18 protein-coding genes and 1 tRNA gene are annotated in these 17,401 nt (G+C 63.5%); 4 read left to right on the forward strand and 15 right to left on the reverse strand.

Translation table 11 applies throughout. From position 1 onward, the window contains the following. Nucleotides 1–11 precede the first annotated feature (11 nt). The 3 genes from CSZ94_RS16210 to CSZ94_RS29190 all read right to left on the reverse strand — a co-directional run bounded on the left by CSZ94_RS16210 (nt 12) and on the right by CSZ94_RS29190 (nt 3,490). A complete protein-coding gene (locus tag CSZ94_RS16210; RefSeq protein ID WP_102122454.1) occupies nt 12–2,171 on the reverse strand; it encodes a TonB-dependent receptor in 2,160 nt (719 codons plus the stop codon). A gap of 91 nt (nt 2,172–2,262) precedes the next feature. Beyond that, the gene (locus tag CSZ94_RS16215; RefSeq protein ID WP_102122455.1) at nt 2,263–2,607 is read right to left on the reverse strand and encodes a hypothetical protein; all 345 of its coding nucleotides are present in this window, start codon (nt 2,605–2,607) and stop codon (nt 2,263–2,265) included. 67 nt (nt 2,608–2,674) lie between these two features. Then, nucleotides 2,675–3,490, reverse strand: coding sequence for a YbhB/YbcL family Raf kinase inhibitor-like protein (locus CSZ94_RS29190; RefSeq protein WP_102122456.1), 816 nt, complete (start codon nt 3,488–3,490; stop codon nt 2,675–2,677). Between the two features lie 196 nt (nt 3,491–3,686). Between CSZ94_RS29190 and CSZ94_RS16225 the strand changes: the two genes are divergently transcribed. Together CSZ94_RS16225 and CSZ94_RS16230 are read left to right on the forward strand one after the other, a co-directional pair. After that, nucleotides 3,687–4,844: a PepSY-associated TM helix domain-containing protein gene (locus CSZ94_RS16225; RefSeq protein WP_102122457.1), complete on the forward strand. Its 1,158-nt coding sequence runs from the start codon at nt 3,687–3,689 to the stop codon at nt 4,842–4,844. Between the two features lie 90 nt (nt 4,845–4,934). Further along, nucleotides 4,935–5,357 (forward strand): PaaI family thioesterase, encoded by a 423-nt coding sequence (locus CSZ94_RS16230; protein ID WP_102122458.1) that lies wholly within the window; start codon nt 4,935–4,937, stop codon nt 5,355–5,357. A gap of 2 nt (nt 5,358–5,359) precedes the next feature. Here the strand turns inward: CSZ94_RS16230 and CSZ94_RS16235 are convergent, their stop codons facing one another. The 7 genes from CSZ94_RS16235 to CSZ94_RS16265 all read right to left on the reverse strand — a co-directional run bounded on the left by CSZ94_RS16235 (nt 5,360) and on the right by CSZ94_RS16265 (nt 10,327). Further along, nucleotides 5,360–6,055, reverse strand: coding sequence for an anti-sigma factor (locus tag CSZ94_RS16235; RefSeq protein ID WP_102122459.1), 696 nt, complete (start codon nt 6,053–6,055; stop codon nt 5,360–5,362). Beyond that, the gene (locus tag CSZ94_RS16240) at nt 6,052–6,642 is read right to left on the reverse strand and encodes a sigma-70 family RNA polymerase sigma factor (RefSeq protein ID WP_102122460.1); all 591 of its coding nucleotides are present in this window, start codon (nt 6,640–6,642) and stop codon (nt 6,052–6,054) included. The genes CSZ94_RS16235 and CSZ94_RS16240 overlap by 4 nt, the downstream gene beginning before the upstream one ends. Nucleotides 6,643–6,740: 98 nt before the next feature. Then, nucleotides 6,741–7,256, reverse strand: a complete 516-nt coding sequence (locus CSZ94_RS16245; RefSeq protein WP_102122461.1) for a TlpA disulfide reductase family protein — start codon at nt 7,254–7,256, stop codon at nt 6,741–6,743. A 70-nt stretch (nt 7,257–7,326) separates the two neighbouring features. Then, complete coding sequence (locus CSZ94_RS16250) at nt 7,327–8,001, reverse strand: BON domain-containing protein (RefSeq protein ID WP_102122462.1); 675 nt, start codon at nt 7,999–8,001, stop codon at nt 7,327–7,329. Then, on the reverse strand, nt 7,994–8,590 hold the full coding sequence (locus CSZ94_RS16255; RefSeq protein ID WP_102122463.1) for a phosphoheptose isomerase: 597 nt from the start codon (nt 8,588–8,590) through the stop codon (nt 7,994–7,996). The genes CSZ94_RS16250 and CSZ94_RS16255 overlap by 8 nt, the downstream gene beginning before the upstream one ends. Nucleotides 8,591–8,647: 57 nt before the next feature. Next, entirely contained in the window at nt 8,648–9,007 is a 360-nt protein-coding gene (locus CSZ94_RS16260; protein WP_102122464.1) for a YraN family protein, read from the reverse strand. A gap of 9 nt (nt 9,008–9,016) precedes the next feature. Continuing rightward, nucleotides 9,017–10,327, reverse strand: a complete 1,311-nt coding sequence (locus CSZ94_RS16265; RefSeq protein WP_258001028.1) for a penicillin-binding protein activator — start codon at nt 10,325–10,327, stop codon at nt 9,017–9,019. Nucleotides 10,328–10,387: 60 nt separating this feature from the next. On the opposite strand from CSZ94_RS16265, the gene rsmI reads away from it, so the two are divergent. Beyond that, nucleotides 10,388–11,296, forward strand: a complete 909-nt coding sequence (rsmI, locus tag CSZ94_RS16270) for a 16S rRNA (cytidine(1402)-2'-O)-methyltransferase (RefSeq protein ID WP_102122466.1) — start codon at nt 10,388–10,390, stop codon at nt 11,294–11,296. A 39-nt stretch (nt 11,297–11,335) separates the two neighbouring features. On the opposite strand, the gene CSZ94_RS16275 is transcribed toward rsmI, so the two are convergent. After that, complete coding sequence (locus CSZ94_RS16275; protein WP_102122467.1) at nt 11,336–11,977, reverse strand: hypothetical protein; 642 nt, start codon at nt 11,975–11,977, stop codon at nt 11,336–11,338. A 165-nt stretch (nt 11,978–12,142) separates the two neighbouring features. Here CSZ94_RS16275 and CSZ94_RS16280 point away from each other — a divergent pair. Continuing rightward, nucleotides 12,143–12,219, forward strand: a tRNA-Pro gene (locus CSZ94_RS16280). A gap of 108 nt (nt 12,220–12,327) precedes the next feature. On the opposite strand, the gene CSZ94_RS16285 is transcribed toward CSZ94_RS16280, so the two are convergent. From CSZ94_RS16285 to bioB, 4 genes are all read right to left on the reverse strand, one after another. Next, nucleotides 12,328–13,248, reverse strand: coding sequence for a hydroxymethylglutaryl-CoA lyase (locus CSZ94_RS16285; RefSeq protein WP_102122468.1), 921 nt, complete (start codon nt 13,246–13,248; stop codon nt 12,328–12,330). A 1-nt stretch (nt 13,249) separates the two neighbouring features. Then, nucleotides 13,250–14,182, reverse strand: coding sequence for a 2-hydroxyacid dehydrogenase (locus CSZ94_RS16290; RefSeq protein ID WP_102122469.1), 933 nt, complete (start codon nt 14,180–14,182; stop codon nt 13,250–13,252). An 11-nt stretch (nt 14,183–14,193) separates the two neighbouring features. Beyond that, the gene (locus tag CSZ94_RS29295; RefSeq protein WP_102122470.1) at nt 14,194–16,221 is read right to left on the reverse strand and encodes an acetyl/propionyl/methylcrotonyl-CoA carboxylase subunit alpha; all 2,028 of its coding nucleotides are present in this window, start codon (nt 16,219–16,221) and stop codon (nt 14,194–14,196) included. 94 nt (nt 16,222–16,315) lie between these two features. Beyond that, on the reverse strand, nt 16,316–17,362 hold the full coding sequence (gene bioB / locus CSZ94_RS16300) for a biotin synthase BioB (RefSeq protein WP_102122471.1): 1,047 nt from the start codon (nt 17,360–17,362) through the stop codon (nt 16,316–16,318). Between the last annotated feature and the right edge of the window lie 39 nt (nt 17,363–17,401).

The raw sequence follows: 17,401 nt of genomic DNA on the forward strand, positions 1-17,401 counted from the left end.
GCGCGTAACTTTTAAAAGCTTGTGGACAGACTTGCGTACAGGCCGCGGCGGGCGCCGTACTGCGGCGCCCCCACGCCCACGCCGGAGCCGTCGCGCAGCAGATAGGACTTATCGAACAGGTTGATCAGGGCCAACCGTCCTTCCACCTTGCCGACGGGCGTGTTTTTCCACGTGTGCGTGAGCGCCGTGTTGACGGTGAAGTAACTGGGCAGATGGCCGGAATTCGGTGCCCCGCCGTCCGGCGTCATGCGCAGGCCGCTGCCGTACAGGAAGTCAGCGCTCACTTGGGAATCGCCGAAGTGATAATGAGCGCCGCCCGACAGCGTGTATTTCTGGTCATGATCGAGGTAGACATAATGCTTGCTGATGGTGCTCAACTCATCAGCACCAAACAGGGCCTGTCCCGAATTGATGTTGCGCCCCTGCGCCTTTTGCGTGCTCGCATTGAAGAACAGGCCCCAGTTTTTCTCGCTGTAGATGGCCGACAATTCCAGGCCCTTGGCGTAGCCGTCCGCATAGTTGAATGGCGTCAGGATCAGCGCCTGGCCGAACTGGCCTTCGTCCAGCAGGTTGCTGATCTTTTTATAGTACACATCGGCCGTCACGGTCAGTTTCGAACTCAGCTGGTGGCTGATGCCCACGTCGTAGTAATGCGTGCGCTCGGCCTTGACGTTGTCCGACTGGCCGATTTCCGGCGCATTCGTCGTGTTCGCGTACAGGTCGATGCTGCCCTGGGCCGCCAGTTCCTGCGGCGGCGGCGTGAAGTAGCGCGAATAGCCGGCGTGCAGGGCCGTGCCCGGTGCGATCTGATACGCCAGGTTGACGCGCGGGCTCCATTGCTGCTCGCTCGTGTAGGCCGAGACCTTGTCGAAGCGGGCGCCATAGTTCAGGGTCAGGGGCTTGCTGATATGCCATTCATCCTGCAGGTAAAAGCTGGCCAGTGTGCCTGTCTTGCCGCTGTTGTCGAGAATGCTGATCGGCGTGCTGGAGGTTTGCGCGCCGTCAATACTCGGGAAGACGGCTACCGTGTTGTCGCTGCTCGTCTTCTGGCGCGTGTAGGCCAGGCCCGCGCGCACGGTATGGTCCGGGTGCAATTTGTAGCTGATGTCGAACTGGGCACCGGAGGCGCTGTTCGCGCGGCGCGCATCCGAGGCCACGCCGTTGTAGATCAGGTCGCCAATGGCATCGGGCGTGAAGTGCAATTCCGAATACTGGTGGAAGGCGGACACCTGGTAATTGACGTCGCCCAGGCTCTTTTGCAGCGAGAGCACGAGGAAGCGGTTCACCTCGCGCTGATTTTCATTCAATTGCGATGACGGCAAGGTCGATGTGCCCGTCTGCGCATCGCTGTGGCCATCGAGCGAGAAGGCGGGCGCCTGGTTGGGGTTGTTCGGAATCTGGAAGCGGCCGTTATACGTGTCGAACATGGCGCCCAGGCGCGTATTGTCATCAAGGAAATACGACAGGCTGCCGAACGATTTGTTCTGGCGCGTCTTGTCGTGCAGGGCGCTGCGCGTGTCTTGCGGGTTTTCCACGGCCAGGGAATTGCCCAGGTAGCTGCCGGACAGGTAGTAATTGAACTTGCCCACGCTGCCGAAAAATTCGGCACTCGGCTCCACATGGTCGTGGCTGCCGACCATGATGCCGATGCGCCCGCCAGGCGTCATGCCGCCCTCCTTCGTTTCAATATCGACGATGCCCGCCGTGCGCAGGCCGAACTGGGCCGGCAAGGCGCCCGTCATGAAATCCGTCTTGTCGATCAATCGCGTGTCGATCGACTGGCCAAAGCCGCTGATGCTTTCCGGTAATTGCACGCCATTGATGCGGTATTGCACGTTGGCATGGTCGTCGCGCACGTGCAGGGCGCCGGAGCCTTTCGAATCCTGCGCTACGCCCGGCAGGCGCAGCAGCACTTCATTGAACGGCGTGTTGTCGCCCTGGCCCAGCATGTCGACCATGTGGCTGTCGATGCTGTAAATGGTGGTGCCGACTTTCGGCGACAGCTCGATGCGCGCGCTTTTCAAGTGGGCGGACGTCACTTCGACTTTTTGCATGTCTTGTGGGGCAGCATCGGTGGCGGTGGCAGTGGTGGCTTCGGCGGCGTGGGCGGAAACAGTAAACAGGCTGGCAAGGGCGAGCGACAGCGCGCTCAGGCGGGGAGTATGTTGCATGGTAAACCTCAAAAATAGTCAACGCCAGGCGGCCCGGCGCGCATGCAAGCGCGACAAGGGGCAACCTGAAAAAGGAAAAACAGCGTGGGAACTACAGTGAGGCGGCAGGCGGGCCGCGCACGGGCGGCAGGACCAGGACGGCGACGGGCGCCAGGGTGGCGGGCAAGAGGGCCAGCAAGCGGTAGGGCAGTAACTGGGCGGGCGGCTCGGTGATGGCCGGCGGCACGGCGATATCGGCCACCTTGTCGATGACCGTGGCGCACAGCGCGCACTCTTCCGCGTCGAGCGTCGTCTTGTGCAGGTGCGAAGCGGCCGTCGACAGCAGGAGTACGAGGGCCAGCGCACTGAACAGCGCCACGCACAGGCGCCACGGCGTGCGCGCGAGGGCGGCGGCACCGTGATGAGCAAGCTTGCGGTTGGCATGGCGGGAAGACATGGGCGCATAGTAGCAAGAAAATCGCCTTGCTGTCAGCGCTTGTTGCGTCATATGCGCTAGAGCGCGCTTACAGGGTGGCGCGCAAGTCGCGCGGCGACAGGCCGTAGTGCTGGCGGAAGCGGGCCGCGAAGCGCGATGGCGAGGCGTAGCCGCAGGCGGCCGCGATGTCGGTGATGCTTAAGATGCCAGATTGCAATTCCTGCAAGGCCAGTCCCAGGCGCACGTCTTCCAGGATGGCACGGAAATGGCGCTGTTCCAGGGCCAGCTGGCGGCGCAGGGTGGAAGCGCCCACATGCAGTTTCGATGCCACCTTGGCCACGCTCCAGTCGGCGCCCGGGTCCAGCAGCAGTACTTGCTGCACGCGCGCGGCCAGCGGATCGCGGCGGTCCAGCAGCAGCAAGCCTTCCGCCTGCCGGTCCAGCGGCAGCTTGTCCACGCTCAAGGCCCACACCGTGAGCTGGTAGTGGTGGACCTTGTCGCCAGGGGGCGGACAGGCGCCACCGTAAGCGCTGTCGCCGTAATCGTTGCGTCCTTGCACGGCGCCCGCTGGCAGGGTAGCCGCCGTTGTTCCCGCAGGCAAGGAGCTGGTCGTGGCGGGCAGATTGAACACGCTCCAGTGCCACCAGCCGCTGCCCGTGGGCGCATCCGGGTCGTACAGGGTGATGGCGTAGCTTTTGGTGCCGGCCGGCGCGCCGTGCCACGACAATTGCGGCGCCAGGTTGCCACCCGTGCAGCCGAAGCCCTGGAACACTTGCGCGGGCGCCAGGGTCTGGCCAGGGGCGATGTCGGTGCTGCTTACCGTGAAATCGGCGGCGTGGGCGCCCAGGTGCAGCAGCGGGCTAAGCAGGCCCAGCGTGACGGCGAGGAAGCGGGTAGGGGTCATGGTTTTCCTTTCGATAAGTATAGGGGAAAGTGTATGCCATGCAACATGACCCCGCGATGCTGATGCGCTCGACTATGGTGCCGAAACGCTCGTTTCTACCCTATTCCGACGTCATCGTGAGCGTGTTATTTGCTGTGAGGCCGATTGTGCCTGTCTTTCATGCTATCGTTCCGCAGCCCTGTTTCCCAGAGTTTCCATGTCGCAACGCCCCAGCAAATGGTTGATCAGCAAACTGCACCTGTACGCGGGGCTGTGGTTTGGCGCCCTGTTCGTCCTGCTGGGCCTGACGGGTTCCGCCATCGCCTGGATGCCGGAGCTCGATGCCTGGCTCAATCCCACTCTGTTGCAGGCGAGCACGCCCGCGCCTGGCCAGGTATTCCAGGTGACGCCGCGCACCTTGCAGGCGGTGGTGGACACTCTCGCGGCCGATCCCGCTTACGGCAAGCCGGCCCAGCTCAATCCGCCCGCCGATGCGCGCGACGTGTACGTGGCCTCGTACCGCCAGCCAGGCAAGCCGTCCACCTTCAGCCAGGCCATCGTGCGCCAGGTGATGGTCGACCCCTACACCTTGCAAGTCAAAGGCGAGCGCGACTGGGGCCGTTTCGGCCTCACGCGCCCGTTGCTGATGTCGGGCATGTTTCATTTGCACCGCTATTTATTGTCGGGCGACGTGGGCAAGACCATCACGGGGATCTCTGGCGTAGCCTTGCTGCTGATGGCCTTGAGCGGCATCTACCTGTGGTGGCCGCGCCTGCAGTGGTCGGCCATCCGGCGCGCGCTGACGGTGTCGCATGGCGGCTCCTGGCCGCGCTTCCACTATACGTTTCACAAGGCGGCTGGCTTCTTTGCCGCGCCCGTGCTGGTCGTGATCGCCTTTTCCGGCATGTATTTCAATTTGCCGCAACTGGTGGTGCCGCTGGTGGACCTGGTGTCGACGGTGCCGGACACGGCAAAACTGAAAAATGTGGCACAGGATGGCGCCCTGCTCGATGCGGGCCAGGCCATGGCCGCCGCGCAGCTGCTGTATCCGCAGGCGCGCGTGTCGCGCCTTGTGCTGCCGGCGAAACAGGACCAGCCGTACGAGATCCGCGTGCGCCAGCCTGGTGAAATCGCCCACGGCGACGGCGCCACGCGCCTGACGCTGGACGCGCGCAGCGGCTTGCCCCTGCGCATACGCGATCCGTTCACGGCCCCGTATGGCGAGCGTTTCCTGGGCTGGCAATTCCCCCTGCATTCGGGCCAGGCGTTTGGCGTGGCCGGGCGCACCTTCATTACCGTCTTTGGCTTGATGCCCTTGCTGTTCCTGCTGACGGGCACCCTGGTATGGTGGAAACGGCGGCGTCGCGGGAAATAAGCGCTTGCCAAACCGATGCGGGGAAAGTTGCTATCATCATAGTATTTTCCGGCAGATCTGCTGTCCGGACTCACCCGCACAAGGACCAGCATGAGCAATCCCGAGATCACCGTAGCACTGTTGAATGAACGCGGCACAGGCCGCCTGCCCGGTCACCTGGGCATCGTCATCACGGCCGTGGGCGACGGCCAGCTGACGGCGGAATTGCCCGTGCTGCCACATCTGCTGGCGCCGAATGGCTATCTGCACGCGGGCAGCGTGGTGACCCTGGCCGATACGGCGTCCGGCTACGGCTGCATCGTCAACCTGCCCGAGGGCGCGAACAATTTCACCACCATCGAGTTGAAATCGAACCACTTGGGCACGGTCCGCGAAGGCACGCTCACCTGCACGGCGAAAGTCGAGCACAAGGGCCGCAACACGCAAGTGTGGGATGCCGTGGTGAAAAACAAGGAAACGGGCAAGACGATTGCCCTGTTCCGCTGCACGCAGATGATCCTGTATCCCAAATAGGCTTACATTTTTACCCAGTTACCTTTATACAAAACCGGTCCCGTCGGTCCGTTCGGATTGGGCGAACCGCCTTTTGGTTCCAGGGTGACGGCCAGCAAGGCCACGTCGTTGCCGATGGCGCGCTGCGACAGGGCCAGTTTCACGTTGCCCTTGTCGGCCAGCAAGCCCAAGGAGCGGGGGTTGCCGCTCTTCGGCACGGCCCACAGTTCCAGGTCGCGATCAGCAGGCACGGGCGCGTTGCCCACCATGCGCACCTCAAGCGCGCCGTGGCGGTTGTCGGCCGTCAGCAACAGGGCCGTTTGCGCTTTCTCGTCCGTCAGGCTGGCCACATAGCTGATTTGCGGTGCGTCCATCACGCGCGTGGCCACGACGATCACCAGCAGTGCGGCGATGGCGCTCGAAGCCATGCCCAGAGCACGCCAGAACGACAGCGCATCGCGGAACACAGACCAGCCGCCCTGCGGCGCCAGGTGCAAGCGCTGCTCGATCTGTTGCCAGACGCGCTTGGGCGGCGCCACGGGCGTGGCGAATTCCGCCATCGGTTCCAAACGCTGGCGCCATTCGGCCGTGATATTGCGCAAGTCGGCGTCGTTGTGCAGCCAGCCTTCGAAACGCCGCCGCGCGCCCCCTTGCAGGGTGCCCAGCACGTATTCGGATGCCAGTTTCTGGCGCAGCACGTCATTGCCGCGGATATTCATGATGCCTCCCGTTTTGCCAGGCACGTGCGCAGCCGTTCCAGGCTGCGACGTATCCAGGTCTTCACGGTGCCGATCGGCAGCGACATCTGCTGCGCCACTTCGCTGTGCGACAAGTCATGATAGAACGCCAGGGCGACCACCTGCCGGTGCAGCCCTTCCAGGGCGGACATGCAAAACGCCAGCGCCTTGGCGTCACTGCTCAGTTGCAGTGATTCGATGGGCGTGGCCTGGGGGTCTCGGAGTGCATTCATGACTTCGCTATCAAACTGTTCGGCATCGATTTCCACGGTATCGTCGCTGCGCCGCAGCACATCGAACGCCTTGTTGCGCACGATGGTGGCCATCCACGTCATCGGCGCCGCCAGATGGCTCTGGTAGGTGGCGGCGTTGTTCCAGATGGCGACGAAACCCTCTTGCAAGGCTTCTTCAGCAAGCTCTTGCTTATGCAATATACGCAGCGCGAAGCCAAACAGTTTCGATGAGGTGGAGATATATAGCTGGCGGAACGCGGTGGCGTCCTTGTTGCCGGCGGCGAGCAGCCAGGCTTTGAGCTGTTGCGGGTCGAGCGATTGAGCGGCTAGGGGCACGGCTGGCCTTCACAAGGGGAATGGGATCACGCAAGGGAAGGTTATAACAGATTGGCAACACCTGGCAACAAGGTTTTATACCGTGTTTATGTGCTGTCTTAGCCGGCGATGGCTGTTTCCAGCAACTTGTGCAATTCGGCAAATTCCGGCTTGCCCACGTAGCGCTTGAGGATCTTGCCCTGCTTGTCGAGCACGAAGGTGGTGGGCGTGAGGGCCACGTCGCCGTAGGCCTTGGCCGCTTCGCCCGTCACGTCGAGCGCTACCTTGAACGGCAGCTGGCGCGTTTCGGCGAAGTTCAGCACGTAGTTGGCCGGATCGTATTTCATGGCCACGGCCACGAATTCCAGGCCCTGCCCCTTGTACTTGTTGTAGGTGTCGACCATGTCCGGCATTTCCGCCACGCACGTGGTGCACGAGGTAGCCCAGAAATTGACCATCACGACCTTGCCGCGCAGGCTGGCCGAGGTGATTTTCTCGCCATGGATACCGTGGAAGGTCACGTCCGGCGCGCTTTGCTTGTCATTCAGCGACAGATAGGCTGCCGCCGCCACGCCCGCCACGAAGACGGCGATCAGGGCTGGCTTGATCCGGGATTTGGCAGTCGATGTTGACATAGTTTTCACATCAGATAACGTAACGATGGGGCCATTATAGCCCCATCGTTCTGTGCGCGGCCCAGGGGTTTTACTGTCCGCCGGCGTTGTTGACGCGGGCCGGTGCCGGGTCCGGCTGCAATTGCTTCAGTTCCGCTTCCGAAATGTAGTCGAACAGCTTGACCACTTTCTGCACGCCGCCCACGCCGCGCGCCACGTCGGCCGCGACCGTGCCTTCGCGCTGAGTGACTCGGCCCATCAGGAAGACGGTGGCGTTTTCCGTGACGACCTTGAACGAGGCCGCCGAGATGGTTTTCATGTCCACCAGGCTGGCCTTGACCTTGGTGGTGATCAGCGCGTCGTTCGAGCGCGAGGTGTAGCTGGCCGGGCCGGCGACGATCAGTTCATTGGCCACCGATTCCACGCCTTCGATATTGCGCACTTCGCGCTCGACGGCATTTTTCATCGCATCATCGCGCACTTCGCCCGTCAGCAGGACGCGGCGGTTGAAGCTGGTGACGTTCACATGGCCCGCATCGCCGACGATGGAAGGGATGCGCGACTCGCCTTTGAGGGCGATCGACTTGTCTTCGGTCTGGGCGCCCAGGGTGCGGCGGTCTGCTGCGGCGACGCCGCCCATCACTGCGCCGCCGACCATCAGTTCGATGCAGCCGGTGAGCGAGGTGAGCATGGCGCCGCACAAGAGTGCGGTGGCCAGTGGGCGTTGTACGCGTTTCCAGCCTGGGCCAGTACCGAATTTAGTCATTCACGTCTCCTCCGAATAGCGCGACGTCGATGCCGTCGCAGATGCAATGTATGGTGGTCAGGTGGACTTCCTGGATGCGCGCCGTGCGCTCGGCCGGCACGCAGATATGCACGTCGGCGTCCGTCAGCATCTTGCCGATGGCGCCGCCGTCCTTGCCCGTCAGCGCCACGACGCGCATTTCGCGCTCGAGCGCCGCTTCCACGGCGGCCATCACGTTGGCTGAATTGCCCGACGTGGAGATGGCCAGCAGGATGTCACCGGCCTGGCCGAACGCTTGCACCTGCTTCGAGAAAATCTCGCGGTAGCTGTAGTCGTTGGCCACGGCCGTCAGGATCGAGGTATCCGTCGTCAGCGCCAGGGCCGGCAGCGGAAAGCGCTCGCGTTCGAAGCGTCCCACCAGCTCGGCTGCGAAATGCTGGCAGTCGGCGGCGGAACCGCCGTTGCCGCACGCCAGAATCTTGTTGCCGTTGGACAATGCATAAAACATCAGGTCGATCGCCTGCGCAATGGGATGCGCCAGTACGGTAGCGGCCTGAATCTTGAGTTCGGCACTTTCGTGGAAGTGCGAGAGGATGCGTTGATTATTCATAGTCTGCCGATTATAGTGCAGGCGCGCGGCGTGGCGGACAAGCACTGTTAAAAATGCTTACATATCGAGGATGTTCTTCAGCCAGCTGATGCGCCCGCCATCGATGGCGAGTGCGTCGAAGCGGCAGGGCGGCACGGTTTTTTGTGCCAGCAGCCAGGTTTGCGCGGCGACCGCCATGCGCCGCTGTTTGGCGGGCGTGATGCTGGCCAGGGCGCCGCCGAAGGCTGCACCGCTGCGTAGCCGCACTTCGACGAAGACGACTGACGCGCCATCGCGCATGATCAGGTCCAGCTCGCCACCCTTGCACAGATAGTTGCGTTGCAACAGCACCAAGCCTTGCAGCAACAGATACGCGAGCGCATCGTCTTCCCCCTGCCGCCCCCGTGCCTGCTTATTCTGGAACGGCAGGGGCGGCATGGCGTGTCCTTATTGGGCGGGTGGCAAGGCGACAGGCGTGGGCGCGGCCGGTGGCCAGGTGCCCAGCACGCCCTGCTGGTAGCTGGCGGCCTGTTCCGTGCGTTCGAATACGCTTTGATCATGCTCAAACCGTACGGCCAGGCGGCCCGTCACGCCATCGAGCGTGAACGGCGCGTTCGGGCGCAGCGCCACTTCGCGCGCCACGCGGAAGGCATCGATGCCCAGCGCGTACAGGCGTTCCATATCCGCCGTCAGGCGGGCGTCGCCTGGCTGCGGCGGCTGGGGATACACCATCACTTGCGGATGCTCGCGCTGCACTTGCCAAGGCAGGTCCAGCAGGCGCACGCCGTCGAGCTCAGGGCCGCTGGCACCGCGCCCGGCGCCGGGATTCAATGACGAGGTGCCATACAGGGGCAAGTCGCTGCCGATGGCCACGCGCAGCTGGCGCGCCTGGTCGGCGTCGAGCGCGGCAAACAGCAGGCCCGGCGGTGTCGCGGCCAGGCGCGCGCGCAGCTGCACCAGCTCGGCATCGTTCAGGTAGCCATTCGTGGCCGTCAAGTCCATCGTCTCGATCTTGCCACCCTGGCGCAGCCATTCCTGCTTGAAGGCGGCGCTGATGCGGCGCTGCGAGGGCGAACCGGCCGACAGGATCAGCGCGCTGGCGCCAGGCTGTTCGCTGGCGGCCCAGGCGGCGACCTGGCGTGCTTCGGCCTCGATCGACAGTCCCATCACCAGCAACTTGGCCGGCAAGCGCGCCTCGCCGCGGTTGTCCGGGTGGTTCAGGGCGATCGTCGGCTTGCGCACCAGATCGCTGTTTGCCACGGCTGTCACGGCCGAGCGCGACAAAGGCCCCACGACGACGTCCTGTTCCTCTTGCGCTTGCGCAAACTTGTTCAGCACGTCGCTGCTGCCATCGCCCGTGTCGATCACCGTCACTTCAAAGCCGCTACGGTCGCGCTCATACGCGGCCATGAAGCCGACGCGCAGCAATTCGGCGGCCGGGCCCAGGGAAGCCGAGCGCAACGGCAGCAGCAGGCCGATGTGGTGGACCTTGCCATCGGCGGGCGCCGGCGCCGTGGCCGCCGGCATGTCGAGTGGCGTGCCGGTTGCCGGCTTGGTGGTGATGGGCGCCAGCGGGGCACCGTTCCCGTCATACGCGGTAATATCGGGCACGGCCACGGCAAACGTCACCGGTTCCGGCGGTTGCGGCTTGGGCGGCACGGGCAGCGGCGTCGGTGGCGGCAGCGCCCTTGTGTTAGATTCAATAGGCGCGCACAATTGCCCGGGCGCGTCGCAAGGCGTGCTGCAAGCGCTCAGCATGCCGGTCGCGGCACAAACAAGCAGTAACTTCACACTATTAGCAAGCATTTAACCTCCAAAATGACCGTACAAGAAATCAGTTCCATCGCCAGCCTGCCCATCATGACAGAGGCGGCGCACCAGGTCTATCCTATCGCAACATTGTATATAGTGGCCACGCCGATCGGCAATGTGACCGATATCAGCCTGCGCGCGCTGCATTTGCTGAGCCTTGCCGACGCTGTCGCCTGTGAAGATACGCGCAACACGGCGCACTTGCTGACGCGCTTTGGCCTGAACAAGCCATTGATTGCGGCGCATCAACATAATGAGCGCGAAGTGGCGCAAACCCTGATTGCCCGCCTGCACGCCGGCGAGCGCATCGCCCTCGTCTCGGATGCGGGCACGCCGGCCGTCTCCGACCCGGGCGCGCGCATCGTCGACGCCGTGCGCGCGGCCGGCTTGCGCGTGCTGCCCTTGCCCGGCCCCTCGGCGGCGATCACGGCCATTTCCGCCAGCGGGCTATTGAATGACCAGTTTTACTTTATCGGCTTCCTGCCGGCCAAGGCCAAGCAGCGCGAAAACATCTTGCACAGCCTGCGCGGCGTGACGGCGACGATGGTATTTTATGAAGCGCCGCACCGCATCCTCGATTGCGCCACGGCCCTGGTGGAAGCGTTCGAGCCCACGCGCCAGGTGGTGTTTGCGCGCGAACTGACGAAAATGTTCGAGGAAATCCACCGCTGCCCCCTGTCTGAGGCGGAAAGCTGGATACGCGCCGACGCGCACCGCGAAAAGGGAGAATTTGTCGTCCTGCTCGAAGGTGCCACCGAAGCGCAGGACGCGGAAGACGTGGAAGCGGAGCGCATCCTGAACATTTTATTGGCCGAGTGCAGCGTCAAGCAGGCGGCCAACCTGACGGCGCAAATCACGGGCCGCAAGAAAAATGCCCTGTATGAGCGGGCGTTGCAGTTGAAGGGGCAGGAATAACTTCTCCGGCACGCCCAAAATAGGCGCATTGTTAAATCATTACCACTTGCAGCCGCTATTCTTTTTGTCGAGCAACATCAGCACGGGCGCCAGCAAGCCCGCACCTGCATAGGCGCTGCGGCAATCGCCGCGCTTGCCTTGCGCGATATCGCGCGCAAGCTGGGTTTCCGTTTGCAGCGGCTTGTCGGGGATTTGCCCCACGGCCGTGCCCACCTTGGCCGGATCGCGCTCGCCGGCCATCTTGCGCGCCGTCTTCCTGGCCGCTTCCATGTCGAACTTTGGCGTCTCTTGCGTGAAGGTATCCGGGCTGGCTGCCGGCGTGGCCGGTGCGGCGGGCGTCAGCGTGATGGCTTGCGGCCCGGATGCTGGCGGCGTGGCGGCCGCCGGCGTTTCCCGGGGCGTGGCGAGTTTCGGCTTGCTGATGGGCTTGGGTTCGCGCTTCGGCTTGACGACTTCGACTGGCGGCGGCGGAGGCTTGGCGGCCAGCGGACGTATCCACACGGCAATCGACTCCACGCGCGGCGCCGTATCCTGTGGGACAGGCGGCTGCACATGGCGCCACAGAGAGATCAAGGCGCCATGCAGCAGCAAGGACACGGCTATGCCCAGCACAATGCTGCGGCGGTTCGGCAAGGACTGGCCAGCGCCGCTTCCGCCGTTTCTTTCGATACTGAAATCCATTGCCGTCGTCGCCCTCATGTCTGATCGGGAAAACTTGCGTAGTGAGTGTCGCATATTTCATGCATGCTGAAAATACAGGGGTTCCAGTGCCGCGCGTAAATAATTTACACAGAGTTTCACCTGACCCTTGACCGAAGTCGATACGGCCTGTATTATCTTGGTCTTCGGAGTGTGGCGCAGCCCGGTAGCGCACCTGGTTTGGGACCAGGGGGTCCAAGGTTCGAATCCTTGTACTCCGACCAAATTTGTAGAAAAAAACCCAAGAGTTTAGGCTCTTGGGTTTTTTTTCGTCTATGCTGCGGAGCACTGCATTCACACCGCAGGGGCCGCGACGCCCCTGCCCTGCCTATTCAGCCTGCGCGTTTCGCCGCGATGGCATTGCCGGCGCGGCTAGATCCCTTGCGTCCCAGCTGCTGCGAAATGAATTGCCCCGCGTCCACCACCAGGTCCAGGTCGATGCCGGTGGCAATGTCCAGTCCCTGCATCATGTACAGCACGTCCTCGGTGGCCACATTGCCGGTGGCGCCCTTGGCGTAAGGGCAGCCGCCCAGGCCGGAGACGGACGAGTGATAAATCGCAATGCCGACCTCCAGGCTGGCGTAGATATTTGCCAGCGCCTGGCCATAGGTATCGTGAAAGTGGCCGGACAGGCCGCCCACGTGGAAGGCCGCGATGGCGCGCTGCATCACCGCCTGCGTTTTGCGCGGCGTGGCCACGCCGATGGTGTCGGCGATGTCGATTTCGTCGCAGCCCAGGTCGCGCATGCGCCCCACCACGTCGGCCACGGCGTCCAGCGACACGTCGCCCTGGTAGGGGCAGCCGAAGGCACAGCTGATGCTGCCGCGCAGGCGCAGTCCGTGTTCCTTGGCCGCCTTGGCCACGCCTTCGAAGCGGGCGATCGATTCGGCGATCGAGCAGTTGATATTCTTTTGCGAGAACGCCTCGGAGGCGGAACCGAAAATCACCACTTCATCGGCCTGCGCCGCCAGCGCGGCATCGAAACCCTGCATGTTCGGCGTCAGCGCCGAATACAGGGTGCCAGCGCGGCGCGCGATCTTTTCCATCACTTCTGCGCTGGTGGCCATTTGCGGCACCCATTTCGGCGAGACGAAGGACGCCGCCTCGATATTGACGAAGCCCGCCTGCGTCAATCGGTCGACCAGTTCGATCTTGACGGCGGCGCTGATGGTGTCCTTTTCGTTTTGCAGGCCGTCGCGCGGACCCACTTCGACGATCTTCACTTGCTTGGGCAAACTGGCTTGAGCGTTCATTTCAATATCCTTGCAAACGGTTGACGATGCCGGCGACAGAGTCTCCGGCGTGCAGGCGGCGCATCTTGGCGGCGATTTGCGCCACGCTTTCGCGGCGCAGGGTGGCGGCCGAAATATGCGGCGTGATGGTGATGCGCGGTTCTTGCCAGAACGGGTGCTGCTGCGGTAGCGGCTCGTTGCGGAACACATCGAGTGTCGCCCCGGCGATATGCCCTGATCGGATCAGGGTCAGCAAATCCGGTTCGGCGAGATGCGCGCCGCGCGCCACGTTGATGACATAGGCGCCCGGCAGCAGCATCGACAGGCGCGTGCGGTCGAGCAGGTTGTGCGTCTCTGGCGTGAGCGGCAGCATGCACACCAGCACGCGCGTGTTGCGCAAAAATTCTTCGAGTCCCTCTTCGCCTGCGTAGCACTGCACGCCATCGAGCTGTTTCTGGCTGCGGCTCCAGCCGCGCAGGGGAAACTCGAACTGCGCCAGCGCTTGCAGCACGCGCGTGCTCAGCACACCCATGCCCAGTACGCCGACGGGGAAATCCGCCTTGTCGAACGCGGGCAGCGGCTGCCAGATGCCGGCGCGGCCTTGCGCCTCGTAGTCGTCGAGCCGGCGGAAGTGGCGTAGCACGGCGTGGCTCACGTATTCGGCCATCTGCACGCCCATGCCCGCGTCGTCCAGGCGCACCAGCGGCACGTGGGCGGACAGCGCCTCGCCAAATTTCAGGAGCGCGTCCACGCCGGCACCCGTGTTGAAGATGGCTTTGACTTCGCGCAATGCCGGCAGCATGGCTGCGGGCGGCTGCCACACGACGGCGTAGTCGCATGGCGCGAACGTGGCGCTTTCGCGCCAGAAGACAATTTCCGCTTCGGGCAGCAAATCCTTGAAATCGGCGATCCACGCCGCTTCCTTGGCGTCCGAACGTTGTAAAAGGATGCGCATCGTGGCCGCCTCTATGCGGCGGCCTTGAAGGCCAGCAGCGGCGCGCCGTCGGCCACCTGGTCACCGACGGCGTACAGCACGTCTTCCACCAGGCCATCGTGCGGCGCGGCGATGGTGTGCTCCATCTTCATCGCTTCCATGATGACCAAAGGCTCGCCCTTTTTGACATCCTGGCCCTTGTTTACCAGCACGGCGACGACCTTGCCCGGCATCGGTGCCGTCAGGCGCCCGCCTTCCGCTTCCACTTCGCCCGCGTGCGCCATCGGATCGCTGTAATGCAAGGTGGTGTGCAAGCCGTGGGTGAACACGTGGAACTGTTCCCCGTCGCGCAGCACCGTGCCGTGCACGGCACGCTCACCGAGCTTGATGTGCAGCTCGTTGCCTTTGCGCGCCGTCAACGTCAGGGGCTGGCCGTTGAACAGCCAGCCATCCGTCTGGTAGGCGATGCGTGTTATGTAAGCCTTGCGGTCGCTGGCCAGCGCGAATTCATCGGCAAACGCCAGGCTGCGTCCCAGGGTGCTGTTCAAACGCCAGCCCAGGGCATTGCCCCACGGGTCGGCGCGGTGGGTCGATTGCGTTTCCGCCGCCGCTTTTTCTTCCAGCAGCAGGGCCACGGACGCCAGCGCCAGGGCCGTGTCGGGCGCCGCCTGCAGGGCGGGGAACAGCGTGTCTTGATTGCGCTCGATCAAACCCGTATCGAGATCGGCGCTGGCAAATGCCTGGCCTTCGACCAGGCGTTTCAAAAAGGCGATATTGCTGGCCAGGCCGACGATCTGGTATTCGGCCAGCGCCTGCGCCATGCGCGACAGCGCTACGCGGCGGTCCGCGCCCCAGACGATCAGCTTGGCGATCATCGGGTCGTAGAACGGTGAAATGGCGTCACCCTCGCGCACGCCCGAATCGATGCGCACGGCGGCCGGAACCAGCGTGCCACCCAGCTCGAACGTCACGGCGGAAGGCGACTGCATGTGGCGCAGGGTGCCTATCGATGGCAAAAAGCCCTTCTCCGGGTTTTCCGCATAGATGCGTGCCTCGATGGCGTGGCCGTGGATCGTCAGTTCGCTCTGTTTTTTCGGCAGCGGCTCGCCAAAGGCGACGCGCAACTGCCACTCCACCAGATCGGTGCCGGTGATCATTTCCGTCACCGGATGCTCGACCTGCAAGCGCGTGTTCATCTCCATGAAGTAGAACGAGCCATCCTGGTTGGCGATGAATTCCACCGTGCCCGCGCCCACATAGCCGACAGCTTTGGCGGCGGCGACGGCCGCCTCGCCCATGGCGGCGCGGCGCTCAAACGGCATGCCCGGCGCCGGCGCTTCTTCCAGCACTTTTTGATGACGGCGCTGCACCGAGCAATCGCGCTCGAACAAATAGATGCAGTTGCCGAGCGTGTCGGCAAACACTTGGATTTCGATATGCCGCGGACGCGACAGGTATTTTTCGGCCAGCACCTTGTCGTCGCCGAAAGAGCTGATCGCTTCGCGCTTGCACGAGGCCAGCGCAGCCTTGAAGTCGGCGGAGTGCTCGATGACGCGCATGCCCTTGCCGCCGCCGCCAGCGGAGGCCTTCAGCAGGACCGGGTAGCCGATCTTGTCGGCTTGTCCGTGCAGGAAGTCGGCATCCTGTTCTTCGCCGTGGTAGCCGGGCACCAGCGGTACATTCGCCTTTTCCATCAGCGACTTGGCGGCCGATTTGGAACCCATGGCGCGCATGGCGGACGCTGGCGGGCCGATGAAGACCAGACCTGCAGCCTGGCAGGCGTCGGCGAAATCGGCATTTTCGGACAGGAAGCCATAGCCGGGGTGGATCGCCTGCGCACCTGTCGCCAGCGCCACCGCGATGATCTTGTCGCCGCACAGATAGCTTTCCTTGGCCGGCGCGGGGCCGATCAAGACGGCTTCGTCGCACACGGCGACGTGCTTGGCGTTGGCGTCCGCTTCCGAATACACGGCGACGGTCTGGATGCCCATGCGGCGCGCGGTAGCGGCGACACGGCAAGCGATTTCGCCGCGGTTGGCGATCAGGATTTTAGTGAACATGGTCTCTCTCTTTGCAGCTCGTGGCTGGAAGTTTTTTATCTGAGGTGTCGCTGGGAGGGGATGCGCCCTGGCGGGGCGCATCCCGGGGGCTGGATCAGCAGCCGCACTTCTCTTTCTGTACCGAGTCGAGCATGGCGCCACGCGTCTGCAAGCCCAGTTTACCCAGCAGGGTGCGGTCGTCTTCCGCTTCCGGGTTGTCGGTGGTGAGCAGCTTGTCGCCGTAGAAGATGGAATTGGCGCCAGCCAGGAAGCACATGGCTTGCACGGCTTCGCCCATCTGGCGCCGGCCCGCGGACAAACGCACGCGCGCTTTCGGCATGGTGATGCGGGCCACGGCAATGGTGCGCACGAATTCGAACGGGTCGAGCGCTTCCAGGCCATATAAAGGCGTGCCTTCCACCTGCACCAGGTGGTTGACGGGCACCGATTCCGGGTACGGATTCAAATTGGCCAGCTGGGCGATCAGGCCGGCGCGCTGCAGACGCGTTTCACCCATGCCGACGATGCCGCCGCAGCACACTTTCAAGCCGGCTTCGCGCAAGCGGCCCAAAGTGTCCAGGCGGTCCTGGTATTCGCGCGTGGAGATGACGTTGTCGTAGAACTCGGGCGCCGTGTCCAGGTTATGGTTGTAGAAGTCGAGGCCCGCGTTTTTCAGGCGGTCCGCTTGTCCCTCTTCCAGCATGCCCAAAGTAGCGCATGTTTCCAGGCCCAGCGCCTTGACCTTGGTCACCATCTCTTCGACTTTTTCCATGTCGCGCTCTTTCGGGCTGCGCCAGGCGGCGCCCATGCAGAAGCGCGTGGCGCCGTTGGCTTTCGCCTGGCGGGCCGCGTCGAGCACCGTGTCGATGTCGAGGATTTTCTTCGCTTCCACGCCCGTGTCGTAGCGGGCCGCCTGCGGGCAGTAGCCGCAGTCTTCCTCGCAGCCGCCCGTCTTGATCGACAACAAGGTGGCCAGTTCCACGTCGCCGTCGGGGAAGTTGATGCGGTGGGTTTGCTGGGCCTTGAACATCAGGTCATTGAAAGGCAGGTCGAACAGGGCCAACACATCGGCAACGGGCCAGGTGGCCGCTTCCGGCACGGTGATGCGCGCCGCAGGGCGGTGCAGTTCGACGGTTTTTGCTGCTTCTTGGACGTGAGACATGTGATTCCTTCGTTTCTATTTTTGAATACGTTTAATTGT

The organism is Janthinobacterium sp. ROICE36 (assembly GCF_002869965.1).
Classification (GTDB): Bacteria; Pseudomonadota; Gammaproteobacteria; order Burkholderiales; family Burkholderiaceae_D; genus Janthinobacterium.